At 61.8% G+C, this 12,780-nt stretch carries 10 protein-coding genes; 6 read left to right on the top strand and 4 right to left on the bottom strand.

Annotation, left to right across the window (positions count from 1 at the left end; all coding sequences use genetic code 11):
* Positions 1 to 45 precede the first annotated feature (45 nt).
* Positions 46 to 906 (bottom strand): NAD(P)-dependent oxidoreductase, encoded by an 861-nt coding sequence (locus tag PSH78_RS15160; RefSeq protein WP_305495141.1) that lies wholly within the window; start codon positions 904 to 906, stop codon positions 46 to 48.
* An 8-nt stretch (positions 907 to 914) separates the two neighbouring features.
* Positions 915 to 1,862 carry a glycosyltransferase family 2 protein gene (locus tag PSH78_RS15155; RefSeq protein WP_305495140.1) on the bottom strand — a complete coding sequence of 316 codons (948 nt, stop codon included), beginning with the start codon at positions 1,860 to 1,862 and terminating at the stop codon, positions 915 to 917.
* Positions 1,863 to 2,197: 335 nt separating this feature from the next.
* Here PSH78_RS15155 and PSH78_RS15150 point away from each other — a divergent pair, with 335 nt between their 5' ends.
* Both PSH78_RS15150 and aldA read left to right on the top strand, forming a co-directional pair.
* A complete protein-coding gene (locus tag PSH78_RS15150; protein ID WP_305495139.1) occupies positions 2,198 to 4,375 on the top strand; it encodes a PQQ-dependent dehydrogenase, methanol/ethanol family in 2,178 nt (725 codons plus the stop codon).
* 66 nt (positions 4,376 to 4,441) lie between these two features.
* Complete coding sequence (gene aldA, locus PSH78_RS15145; protein ID WP_305495138.1) at positions 4,442 to 5,878, top strand: aldehyde dehydrogenase; 1,437 nt, start codon at positions 4,442 to 4,444, stop codon at positions 5,876 to 5,878.
* Between the two features lie 242 nt (positions 5,879 to 6,120).
* On the opposite strand, the gene PSH78_RS15140 is transcribed toward aldA, so the two are convergent.
* Together PSH78_RS15140 and PSH78_RS15135 are read right to left on the bottom strand one after the other, a co-directional pair.
* Complete coding sequence (locus PSH78_RS15140) at positions 6,121 to 8,064, bottom strand: sigma-54-dependent Fis family transcriptional regulator (RefSeq protein WP_305495137.1); 1,944 nt, start codon at positions 8,062 to 8,064, stop codon at positions 6,121 to 6,123.
* A 161-nt stretch (positions 8,065 to 8,225) separates the two neighbouring features.
* A complete protein-coding gene (locus PSH78_RS15135) occupies positions 8,226 to 9,122 on the bottom strand; it encodes an alpha/beta fold hydrolase (protein WP_305495136.1) in 897 nt (298 codons plus the stop codon).
* Positions 9,123 to 9,512: 390 nt separating this feature from the next.
* Here PSH78_RS15135 and PSH78_RS15130 point away from each other — a divergent pair, with 390 nt between their 5' ends.
* From PSH78_RS15130 to PSH78_RS15115, 4 genes are all read left to right on the top strand, one after another.
* Entirely contained in the window at positions 9,513 to 9,938 is a 426-nt protein-coding gene (locus PSH78_RS15130; RefSeq protein WP_305495135.1) for a YciI family protein, read from the top strand.
* Positions 9,939 to 9,961: 23 nt separating this feature from the next.
* Positions 9,962 to 10,369 (top strand): VOC family protein, encoded by a 408-nt coding sequence (locus tag PSH78_RS15125; protein ID WP_305495134.1) that lies wholly within the window; start codon positions 9,962 to 9,964, stop codon positions 10,367 to 10,369.
* Positions 10,370 to 10,539: 170 nt separating this feature from the next.
* Positions 10,540 to 11,244, top strand: coding sequence for a heavy metal response regulator transcription factor (locus tag PSH78_RS15120; protein ID WP_305495133.1), 705 nt, complete (start codon positions 10,540 to 10,542; stop codon positions 11,242 to 11,244).
* Positions 11,244 to 12,617, top strand: coding sequence for a heavy metal sensor histidine kinase (locus PSH78_RS15115; protein WP_305495132.1), 1,374 nt, complete (start codon positions 11,244 to 11,246; stop codon positions 12,615 to 12,617). Before PSH78_RS15120 ends, PSH78_RS15115 begins: the two co-directional genes overlap by 1 nt.
* Positions 12,618 to 12,780: the final 163 nt, after the last annotated feature.

Here is a 12,780-nt window from a genome sequence, read left to right as displayed (position 1 = left end):
TTTCGGCAGGCGGACACAAACATCCTACCTATCGCCCAGGCCGTTTCAGCGTCCAGGCAAATCCTCATCCAGCAGCTGAAACGCCTTGGGGGCAAAGCCAAACCGTTGACTGGCCGGCGAGTGGTCGAACACCAGGTCCTGGTTCATCCGCGCCACAAGCGCGCTGGAAAGGTGCCGGTAGCGTGGCAGGCAGCGCATGATCGAAACGCCCCAACCCAATGCCTTGGCTGGGAGGGGCACTGTTCGAACCGGACGTCCCATCGCCTGGAAGATGCGTCGCACCATGGTGTGATACGGCAAGATTTCTCCCCCCGACAGGTTGTAGCCACCACTGGGCAAGTCAGGCATGTTCATGGCCGACAGGCAAGCCTGGATAACATCATCACCATGCACCGGCTGGCGCAACCCGGTGCCGCCACCGATCAGTGGGAAAAATCCAAAGCGCTGGATGAAACGAGCGATTTCCGAAATATTCTTGTCGCCACCAAAGCCATAGATCAGGGTCGGTCGCAGGATCACCCATTCGATCTGCCGTTCGGTCGCCCACTGCTCAAGTTGTTCTTCCGCACGTATCAAGCGTTGCGCTACGTCTCTTTCCCGAGGGTCAGGCGACGCGTGCTTGGCAAAACGGCTGGTGGAAGACAGGACGACAACGCGTTTGACCTGGGTGCTGGCAAGGCGCTCCAGATAGTCGGACAACACCCAGATGGGAGCGAAGGACAGCAAGGTGTCCAGCGTCAGTTCCCGCCAGTCGTTAGCCTCTCGCCAGGTCACGCCCGGGCAGGACGAAACCTTCGACAGGCTTCGGGTGAAGGCGCTTGTCGAATGACCGGTTTGTACCAGCAATGGCAGGAGGCGCTGGCCCAGGAAACTGGAGCCGCCCAATAGGCCTACCCGCAAATTCAAGTCTGTTGTCATAGGTTCCATGCATTTTTAAACCGGGTCGTCGCGTGGCGAAGGACGATCAGGCCGAATCGAAACCAGACCCCGATCACCACGCTGATCCAAAGGGCGCCAGAGTATTTGCGACGGAAAAATTTGCGATAGAAACGCAAGAACCCGAGGTGTTTATGCCATTCGACGAAATACGGACGATGGTGACTGCAGCCACCGAATACATGCATCACCTGGGCATCTGGTACGAACAGGACACGCCAGTCGGCCTGATGGAAGCGCATGCACCAATCCAGATCCTCGCAATGCAGGAAATAGTCTTCGTCCCACATTCCGACGCTCTCGATCGCTTCGCGCTTGACCAGCATGCAGGCCCCGGAAATGGCTTCAACGGCAATGGGCGTGCTGGGTAGGGGATCCTTGTGCAATAAAAAATCAGACAGAACCGAAGGGAAAAACTTCGAGAGCCGCGAGAATCCGAAAGCTCGCATGAAGGCACGCCTGGGAGTCGGAAAGACCCGGCGTCCACCGGCTTGCTCGCTGCCATCCGGATTGCACAGGAACCCTCCCACCATGCCGACTTCCGGCGCGCTGTGCAGCGCCAGGAGCAAGCGGTCCATGGCATTGGCTGCCAAAACCGCGTCCGGGTTCAAGAAAAACAGATTGGTCGCCGCCGACAGGCGGGCACCCTGGTTGCATGCCACCGCGAAGCCGAGGTTGGCGGCATTGCGCACGATTTCAAGCTTGTCGTCGCCGGCGTGGGTACGCGCCAGCCTCACCAGGCTGTCATCGTGGGAATTGTTATCCACCACGATCACTCTGGAAGCGCCGGCGGCAAACGCTGACTCTACACACGCCAGCAAAAGCTCTCCGGCGTTGTAATTGACGACGATCACATCGCACTCGCCGCATAAAGATGATGTGGCCGATCCATCGACAGCGCGCAGATCCATTGCTTTCAAATTCATTACTCCCTGCACAACCTGAATACATATGGAATCGCAACTACACAGGTGTGTATTTCAAGATAGCAGGTCCACGCCCTTCGACCAGTTTCTGGACGGGTGGGCGCTCCTGGCAGTCATATGCCACCGTGTTGAGTGCCGGGGCGTTTGCGTGTCAGGTTCGGCACAGCTGTCGCGGCCAGTGCGACAGCTGTCGCACGCCGACGCAACCGCTAACCAGGCGTGTAGGCCCCGTACCACGGGGCCTACAGTGATATCTACAAGAGTGGCATGGGGGTTGCTCTTCTTCTGGTGCGCAGCGCAATGGCTTCGCTACTAATAAGAACCAGGAGTCTCCCATGACACAGATTGGCCTTCCCGTGCCTACTGCTTCTGTGGACGCGCGCCCGCGCGTTCCCCTCAAGACGTTATTTATCGTGCTGGCGCTTACCCTCAATGCCGCCCCAGGCTGGGCGCAGGACATGCCGGCGAATGTCGATGGCAAGCGCATCATTGCCGCCGACCAGGAGCCCGGTAACTGGATGAGCACCGGCCGTACCTACGACGAGCAGCGCTACAGCCCCCTGAACAAAATCAGCGACCAGAACGTTGGCCAGCTGGGGCTCGCGTGGAGCTACAAGCTCGACCTGGACCGCGGTGTCGAGGCCACGCCGATCGTCGTTGATGGCGTGATGTACACCACCGGTCCGTTTTCCGTGGTCTACGCCCTGGATGCGCGCGACGGCAAGCTGATCTGGAAGTATGACCCCAAGTCTGACCGCAACCGCGCCGGCGAGGCCTGTTGCGATGCGGTCAACCGGGGTGTCGCGGTGTGGAAGGGCAAGGTCTACGTGGGCGTGCTTGATGGCCGCCTGGAGGCAATCGATGCCAAGACCGGCCAGCGCGCCTGGTCGGTGGACACCCGCGCCGATCACTCGCGCAGCTACACCATCACCGGGGCCCCGCGGGTGGTCAACGGCAAAGTGGTGATCGGCAACGGCGGCGCCGAGTTCGGCGTACGCGGCTATGTCACCGCCTACGATGCTGAAACCGGCAAGCAGGCCTGGCGTTTCTTCACGGTACCGGGTGACCCCAAGCTGCCGCCGGAAGACAAGGCCATGGCCATCGCCGCCAAGACCTGGCACGGCGATGCCTATGTGGCCCAGGGCGGGGGCGGCACGGCGTGGGACTCTTTCGCTTTCGACCCGGACTTGAACCTGCTGTACATCGGCGTGGGCAATGGCTCGCTGTGGGACCCGAAATGGCGTAGCCAGGCCAAGGGTGACAACCTGTTCCTGTCATCCATCGTCGCGGTCAATGCCGATACCGGCGAGTACGCCTGGCACTACCAGACCACGCCAGGAGATGCCTGGGACTACACCGCCACCCAGCACATGATCCTGGCGGAACTGCCGATCAATGGAAAGCCGCGCAAGGTCCTGATGCAGGCGCCGAAGAACGGTTTTTTCTACGTGATCGACCGCGCCACGGGTGAGCTGCTGTCGGCCAAGGGGATCGTGCCGCAAAGCTGGACCAAGGGCATGGACATGAAGACCGGCCGGCCGATCGTCGACGACGAGAACGCCGCGTACTGGAAGGACGGCAAGCGCAAACTGGTCACACCGGCGTTCTGGGGCGCCCACGACTGGCAGCCGATGTCCTACAACCCGAACACGGGCCTGGTGTATATCCCGGCGCACATCATGTCGGCCTACTACGAGCACATCCCCGAGGCGCCGAAGCGCAACCCGTTCAAAAGCATGTACCAGTTGGGCCTGCGCACCGGGATGATGCCGGAGGATGCCGACGGGCTGCTGGAAATGGCCAAGGGCTGGTCGGGCAAACTGATCGCCTGGGACCCGGTCAAGCAGCAACCGGCCTGGGAAGTGCCGTATGTGACGATCTTCAACGGCGGCACATTGAGCACAGCTGGCAACCTGGTATTCGAGGGCAGCGCCGACGGCCGGGTGATCGCCTACGCCGCCGACACCGGCAAGAAGCTCTGGGAGCAGCCGGCGGCCAGTGGCGTCATGGCCGCGCCGATTACCTACAGCGTGGACGGCGAGCAATATGTCACCTTCATGGCCGGCTGGGGCGGGGCCTTCTCGACGTTCGCCGGGGCTTTGTCCCTGCGTGCCGGGGTGCGGCCGTTCTCCCAGGTGCTGACCTACAAACTGGACGGCACCGCGAAACTCAACGAGCCGGCGCCACTTGCCGACACGCCAAAACCGCCGCCACTGACTGCTGACATGGCGGCGGTGGACGCCGGCGGCAAGCTCTATGACGGCTACTGCTCGCAGTGCCATGGCATCCATGCCGTCAGCGGTGGCGTGCTGCCGGACCTGCGCAAGCTGACCACTGAAAAACACCAGATGTTCCTCGGCATTCTTTATGGCGGTCGAGTACCTGACGGCATGCCGTCCTTTGCCGATGCCTTCACGCCGGAACAGGTGGAGCAGATTCATCAATACCTGATCAAGCGTGCCCACGACCTGCAGCAGGAAGGCGGCGTCTGGAAAACCTTCAGCGCCAAATGAACGCCCGCGACGCAGGGGCCGGTGCGCCTCTGCATCGCTTTCGACACTGACCGCGAGAGCAGACCCATGACCGAGATCATCGATTACCAGAACTTCATCGCCAACGCCTTTGTCCCCAGCGACCCGAGCATCGACGTGCACAACCCTGCCAACGGACGCTTGCTGGCGCGGGTGCCGCAAGCCAGCGGCGACCAGGTAGAAGCGGCCATTGCCGCGGCGCGCAAGGCACAGAAAAGCTGGGCAGCCCGCCCGGCCATCGAACGCGCCGGTTACCTGCGCAAGATCGCCAGCAAAGTGCGCGACAACGCCGAGCGCCTCGCCCATATCATCACCGCCGAACAGGGCAAGGTGCTGGGGCTGGCGCGGGTGGAGGTCAACTTCACCGCCGACTATCTGGATTACATGGCGGAATGGGCGCGGCGCCTTGAAGGCGAAGTGCTGACCAGCGATCGCGCCGGCGAAAGCATCTTCCTGCTGCGCAAACCGTTGGGTGTGGTGGCCGGCATCCTGCCGTGGAACTTCCCGTTCTTCCTGATTGCACGCAAGATGGCGCCGGCGCTGGTGACCGGCAATACCATCGTGATCAAGCCCAGCGAAGAAACCCCGATCAACTGCTTCGAGTTCGCCCGCCTGGTCGCCGAGACCGACTTGCCGGCAGGCGTGTTCAACGTGGTCAGCGGCACCGGCGCAACGGTGGGGCATGACCTGACCAGCCATGCTGGCATCGACCTGATCAGCTTCACCGGCAGCGTCGGCACCGGCTCGCGAATCATGGCCGCGGCGGCGCCGAACATCACCAAGCTCAACCTGGAACTGGGCGGCAAGGCCCCGGCAATCGTGCTGGCGGACGCCGACCTGGCGCTGGCGGTCAAGGCGGTCACCGCGTCGCGGGTGATCAACAGCGGGCAAGTCTGCAATTGCGCCGAGCGGGTGTACGTCGAACGCAAGGTTGCGGATCAATTCATCGAGCAGATCGCCGCGTCGATGGCCGCGACCCGCTACGGCGACCCGCTGGCCGAGGACAATCTGGACATGGGCCCGCTGATCAACCAGGCGGCGCTGGAGAAGGTTGCGCAGATGGTCCGGACCGCCACGGGGCAGGGGGCCGAAGTGGTCACCGGCGGCGCGGTGGCCGACAAGGGCCAGGGCTTTCATTATCAGCCGACGGTGCTGGCCGGGTGTGGCAGCGACATGGCGATCATGCGCCAGGAGATTTTCGGCCCGGTGTTGCCGATCCAGATTGTCGATGACCTGGACGAAGCCATCGCCCTGGCCAACGACAGCGAATACGGCCTCACTTCATCGATCTATACCCGCAGCCTGAGTTCGGCCATGCGCGCCAGCCATGAACTGGATTTCGGCGAAACCTACATCAACCGGGAGAATTTCGAAGCGATGCAGGGCTTTCATGCGGGGGCGCGCAAATCCGGTATCGGCGGCGCGGATGGCAAGCACGGTTTGTATGAGTACACCCATACTCATGTGGTTTACATTCAAATCTGATCCATTACCTGCGCCTGGAAAAATGCCGGCTCCCCGCTTGTAACGCTGTCCACTCAAGGGAAAATGGTAATCCCGTGGCGAGGGAGCTTGCTCCCGCTGGGTTGCGAAGCGACCCCAAACCTGGCGAACGCGGAGCATCAGATGCACCGCACCCGCTGGTTTACGACTGCTTCGCAGCCGAGCGGGAGCAAGCTCCCTCGCCACCTGTCGCAAGCCTTAAGTGAACTGCATCAGGCCGGGCATCAGGGCTGATCGTTGGGCGCGATGACACCGTGCTTCTTCATCTTGCGGTACAGCGTCGAGCGCGACACGCCGAGCTCGGTGGCGGCTGCGCTGATGTTCCAGCGCTGTCGGCGCAAGGTGCCCAGCAGGTGACGGGCTTCTTCGTTCCCGAGTTGTTCACCCAGGTTGTTGGTCGACAGTTGGGCGTTGCCAGGCAATCGCAGCGTCTGCGGTGCGAGCAATTCGCCGGGCAGGCAATCCAGGTCGATCACGCCGTCTTCCGCCAGGGCCACCGCGTAGCGCAGGCTATTGAGCAACTGCCGAATGTTGCCGGGCCATGGGTAGTCGATCAGGCATTGGCGCGCATCGGCGTTCAGCCGTAACCCGCGGGCGCCAGGTTGGGCGGCGAGCAACTTGTCGATCAGCTCGGCCCGATCACTGCGTTCGCGCAAGGCCGGCAGCGCCAGGTTCATGCCGGCGAGGCGATAGAACAGGTCTTCGCGAAAGCGCTTGTCGCCGATCATCGCCTGCAGGTCCTGGTGCGTGGCCGAGATCACCTGGACATCCAGGGTTACCGGCACCTCGGCCCCCAGAGGCGAGATTTCACGCTCCGCCAGCACCCGCAGCAAACGGGTCTGCAAGTGGGCGGGCATGTCGCCGATTTCGTCAAGGAACAGGGTCCCGCCGTTCGCCAGCTCCAGTTTGCCTTTCATGCCTTTGCGGTTGGCGCCGGTGAAACTGCCGGCGCGATAGCCGAACAGCTCGCTCTCGATCAACGTTTCCGGAATCGCCGCGCAGTTCAATGCCACGAAAGGCCCGGTGCGACGTTGGCTGGCCTGGTGGATGGCACGGGCAAAGGCCTCCTTGCCGGTGCCGGTCTCGCCGGTAATCAGGATCGGGATGCCCTTGTCGATCACCTTGCGCACGCGTCGCACGTTCTGTTGCAGCCGGGCGTCGAGACCGGCGAGTTGCTGCAAGTCCGGGTGAGCCTCAGGGGCAGGGCGGGCGACGGGCACCGGGCGGTGCCGTTCGGAAGGTATACGCAGGCCGACGTCCAGCAGCGCTTCATCCTGACGACGGCGCAGGCGCACGCCCTGGGCGCCGCCATTGGTAAGCCGGAGCAGTTCGTCCACCGAAGTCGGGAGCAGGCTGTCGATGAGCGTGCCAAGCAGTGCCGGTTGATCTGCCAGCTCCAGGGCGACAAACGCGGCACGGTTGGCGCCGATGACGCGACCACTTTCATCGAGCGCGAGCAGTTGCTCGTTAGCCAGGTCGGCGATCTCATCGATGGGCTTGAGGGACAGGGTCAAGCGGTCGCGATAGCGCTGGCGAAAGTCTGCGTTCTCGATCAGCCGCGCGTACATGATCACCAGTTGCAGTGTGAGGTACTGGCTTTCCCGAGGGCCCTCGTTGTTCATGCAGGTCGCATTCAGGCAGCCGCGTAACAAGCCTTGGGCGTCGAAGATCGGCGCCACCGAGCAGCTCAGGCTGAAATTCGATGCCAGGAAGTGCTCCTCACGATGAATGATCAACGGCTGCGCCGCCGCCAGGGTGGTGCCGATGCCGTTGGTGCCCACCACCGACTCGTCCCACTGCGCGCCCACTACCAGCCCCGATCGGGTGTAGATGTCGTGCTGGTTGGGGAGCCGGGAATCCAGGGTGATGCCATGCTCGTCGCTCAGCAGTACGGCAAAACCGGCTGGCACCACGCGCTGGGCCAGGCCGCTGACGCCCTGGCTGGCGATGGAAAGATATTGCTGGTGCTGTTCCTGATGACGCCGTATGGCGTCGGCGCTGAGGATATTCTTGCGGCTTGGCGCGCCAGGATCGAGCCGGTGCTCCACGACGCTGCGGTACCAGGATTGCGCAATGACCCCATCCGGCCTGAGGCCGCGCCCGGAGAAGTGGTCGTTGACGAACGCCGCGAGTTCGCCGGGGATCGTCTGCGTGTCATGCAGGGTCATGAATTGCTCCATCAGGCGTAAGGCCCGCGAAGGGCCTTCACAGCGATCTTGTTATTGGACGATGGCCGCCGTTGCAAGTATCTACCATAGACGCTGGAGCGTGAATTTTCAGCCTCTGGAAATGTTCGCAATTGATGCCGAGGAAGTTTCGCCGCGTGAAGTCACCTGGCGCCGGGCACCGATGGGAGCAAGAACCCGAGCACCTCGTCAATCAGCAGCTCTGGCGCTTCCTCTGCAATGTAATGCCCCGACGGCAAGGCTTTTCCCCGGACGTTGGTGGCGACCTTTTGCCATTCGCCAAGGGGATCGAAGCAGCGACCCACAACGCCGTCGGATCCCCACAAGGCGAGTAACGGCAGTGAAAGTTTCTTGCCAGCTTGCAGGTCGCTCTTGTCGTGCTCCAGATCGATACTGGCACTGGCCCGGTAGTCTTCGCACAAGCCATGGGCTGCGCCCGGGAGTCCCAGGCAGCGCGAATACTCGGCGAATGCCGCTTCGGTGAAGGGCGCCATGCCCGCGCTGCGAGCACCCATGACGCTGCGCAGATACAGCTGCGGATCCGCTTCAATGAGCGTCTCGGGAAAAGGCGCTGGGCGAATCAGAAAGAACCAGTGCCAATAGGCGCGAGCGAAAGCTTCGTTGGTCTGCTCGTACATCGCCAGCGTCGGAGCGATATCCAGGATGATCAAGCGCTTCACTGCGTCCGGATGATCCATTGCCATCCGACAGGCCACTCGTGCGCCCCTGTCGTGAGCCAACACGTCGAACTTTATGAATCCCAGTTCGCGCATCAACTCCAGTCCGTCCAGCGCCATCTGCCGCTTGGAGTAAGCCAGGTGCTGCGCGTCGCTTGGCGGTTTTTCGCTGTCACCGTAGCCCCGAAGATCCGCCGCCACCACGGTGAAATGTTGCGCCAGCGGCTCGGCGACCTTGTGCCACATCACGTGAGTCTGAGGGTGCCCGTGAAGCAGTAGCAAACCTTGGCCACTGCCGCCTTTGCGGTAGTTGACGGTGATACCGTTGACGTGGCATCGACCCGATTCAAATGAGGCAAACATCGCTCGAAACTCCTTTTGGTTGTTGCTCCCATTCTAGGGCGAGCGCGCTGTGGTACGAAGGTACGGCGTGTGAAAGCTTCCTTCACGAATCGTGAAGAACTTTAGTTGCCTTAGGCAGACATCACTCAAGTTGCGCGCGGGATCACCGACAAGCCGCTTTCGATGTTGCCTTCACACCTGCATTTCGACCATCTCGGCGGGCCACGCTTTCGAACACCTTGAAACTGTGTAGCGGAGGAAGCGTCATTTCGTCTCTCTCGCAAGCGTTGGGACGGGAAGGTTATCGAAAAATAATCGCCGCGGGCTGTCGATTTGCGTCGTCGCCATTCGATTAGTCTGCAGAGCCGCCACACGGACGGCTTGATCCATCTATTCTGAGGAGCTATGAGCATGCGATTTATGGTGATCGTCAAAGCCAGTCCCGAATCCGAAGCCGGAGAAATGCCCAGCGCGCAGTTGCTGACCGCCATGGGCGCCTACAATGAGGAACTGGTCAAGGCCGGGGTGATGCTCGCCGGTGAAGGCCTGCATCCCAGCGCCAAGGGTGTTCGCGTACAGTTTTCCGGAAACAACCGGACCGTCGTCCAGGGCCCGTTTGCCCAAACAGGGGAATTGATCGCTGGCTTCTGGATCTTCCAGGTCCAGTCGTTGCAGGAAGCTGTCGACTGGGTCAAGCGCTGCCCCAACCCTATGGTCAGCGACAGTGAAATTGAAATTCGCCAGATCTTCGAAGCTGAGGATTTCGGTGAGTCTTTTACCCCCGAGTTGCGCGAGCAGGAAGAACGTTTGCGAGCGCAGATATCCGATCAATCGTGAAACCGCAGACAGGAGAGCAGAGCATGAAAATCATTCCGTACCTGACCTTCAACGGCCGCTGCAAGGAAGCCTTCGCGTTGTACCAGGACGTGCTGGGCGGCGAGTTGTTTTCCATGTCCTTTGCCGAGGCGCCCGAGGACGTCGGCATACCCAAGGACCCCAATCTGATCATGCACACCTGCCTGACCGTGGGCGGCTTCAGCCTGATGGCTTCCGACTGCGCGCCCGGCCAGCCGTTCAGCAAGCCGCAAGGCGTGTCGGTGTCTCTGAATGTCGACAGCGCGGCGGAGGCCGAGCGGCTGTTCAATGGCCTGAGTGCCGGCGGCAGCGTGCAGATGCCCTTGGGCAAGACCTTCTGGGCGGAGCGCTTTGCGATGTTCGAAGACCGTTTCGGGGTCGCCTGGATGGTCAATTTCGAGGGGCGGCCATAAATCGGACTGCCGGCACGGCCGCGCCAATTCTGACAGGAATGTCAGGAAGCGGTCAGGCTGCGGACACCTTCGGCCCGATACTCTGCTGGACGCTGTACCCGTCTGCCCGGACCGCTTGAAACATGCATGAGCGCCTGTACAGCGCACCCCTTTGCTAGAGGAAATATCCGATGCGGTTGCTCATCGTCGAGGACGAAGAAAAAACGTCTTCCTATGTCCATCGTGGCTTGAGCGAGCTTGGCTACATTGTCGATGTCGCGACCAATGGTATCGATGGCCTGCATTACGCGTTGGAAATGGATTACGACGTGGTGATCCTGGATGTGATGCTGCCGGGCAAGGACGGCTACGGCGTGTTGCAGGGCTTGCGCCTGCACAAGAAGACGCCGGTGATCATGTTGTCGGCCAGGGGCACGGTGGATGATCGGGTCCGGGGGCTGCGCGAGGGTGCTGACGACTACCTGGGCAAACCGTTTTCCTTCGCCGAGCTTGTTGCGCGTGTCCAGGCATTGATCCGGCGGCGTGCCGATGACACCGCCGATCCGACGCATTTGCGCATCGATGACCTGGAGGTTGATCTGCAGGCGCGCAAGGTAACCCGGGCCGGGCTGCGCCTGGACCTGACCGCCAAGGAGTTCTGCCTGTTGAGCCTGCTGGCGCGACACCAGGGTGAAATTCTCTCCAAGTTGATGATTGCCGAGCAGGTCTGGGACATGAATTTCGACAGCGACGCCAACGTGGTTGAAGTCGCGATCAAGCGGGTGCGGGCCAAGGTGGATGCGCCTTATCCACGCAAGTTGCTGCATACCGTGCGCGGCATGGGTTATGTGCTGGAGAGCCGTGAACTCAGTGACAGGCAGGCTGGTACGCCGTGATGAAAGGATCGATAGCCAAGCGACTGGCCCTGATGTTCGCGCTGGCGGTCATGCTGATCACTGCGGTCAGTGCGACGCTGTTGCGCTGTTCGTTGAAGCAGTCGCTCGACGAGCAGATGCAGAACGAGCTGATCCTGCGCCATTCGGTGCTCGATCCGGTGCTCGCCAAATACGATTCGCCGGCGTTCTGGGTCGGCTTGCGACAAAAGCTCGATGGCCTGACGCCTGCGGATGAGCGCGTGCGTTATTGGGTGGTGGTCGACGACCCGGCCTACAGTTATGGCGGGCCGATGCCGGACGGCCTGGACTGGTCGAAGCGCCCGGATGGTTTCGCCACCCTCGATCTACCCGACCGGGACCGCCCCATGGTGCTGATGGTCGAGACCATTGCGGCCATGGGCAGCCGTCCGGAATTGCGTTTTATCGTGGGATTGGATTCGACGCCGTTCATGAAGACCCTGGATGATTTCACCCGGATACTGATCCTGACCTCGGCGCTGGGCGTCGTGCTGGTGGCGCTGCTCGGCTATTGGGTCGCACGTTTTGGCCTGGGCCCGGTCCGGCGCTTGAGCCGTCAGGCCAACAGCCTGCCGCCAGGGGATTCGAAGCAGCGACTCGACACCCAGGCGCTGCCTGGCGAATTGCAGGAGCTGGCGGTGTCGTTCAACGGCGCCCTGGCGCGCCAGGAAGCCGCCTGGTGCCAGCTCGAAGGGTTCAACGCCAATGTGGCCCACGAATTGCGAACGCCGCTGACCAACCTGATCGGGCAGACCCAGGTCGCGTTGGCCCATGGGCGGGATGTGAACGAGCTTCAGGACCTGTTGCAGTCCAATCTCGAAGAACTGGAACGGATGGGCACCATCGTCAACGACATGCTGTTCCTGGCGGGCGCCGAAAGCGGCCAACGGGCAACCGAGCTGAGCGATGTCTCGCTTTACGAGGAAGCGTCGAAGACCGTGGAGTACCTGGAGCCGGTCCTGCACGACAAACAGTTGAGCGTGGTGATCCAGGGCGACATGCGCGTGTGCATCGATCGGCGCCTGTTCCACCGTTCCCTGGCCAATCTGTTGCAGAACGCGGCGCGCTACGCGGTGCCGGCGAGCACCATCACGGTGAGCCTGGAAGACCATGGCATGCAGGCCAGGGTGAGCGTTTCCAACGCCGGCGAACCGATCGAAAGCGTGCATCTGGAACATTTGTTCGAACGCTTCTATCGAGCCGACGTCGCCAGGGCCAGAAGCGACGCGCACCATGGCCTGGGGCTCTCCATCGTGCGGGCGGTGGCGTCGATGCACGGTGGGCGGGTATTCGCCCACAGCAAGGACGGACTCAACACCTTCGGCTTTTCCCTGACGAGCCAGGCGGTGCGCTAGTCGCTGGCTCGCGAAGCTTGAACATCGCCGTCGGCCAAGACGGCGCTTTCGCGAGCAGGCTCGCTCCCACAGTGGATCTCCAGCAGTCGCAAAATCCAAGGTAAACCATCGATTTTTGTGGGAGCGAGCCTGCTCGCGAAGAGGCCAGCACATCACTATTGCG

Source organism: Pseudomonas sp. FP198 (assembly GCF_030687895.1).
Taxonomy (GTDB): Bacteria; Pseudomonadota; Gammaproteobacteria; order Pseudomonadales; family Pseudomonadaceae; genus Aquipseudomonas.
This window is presented reverse-complemented; position numbering and strand designations above follow the sequence as displayed.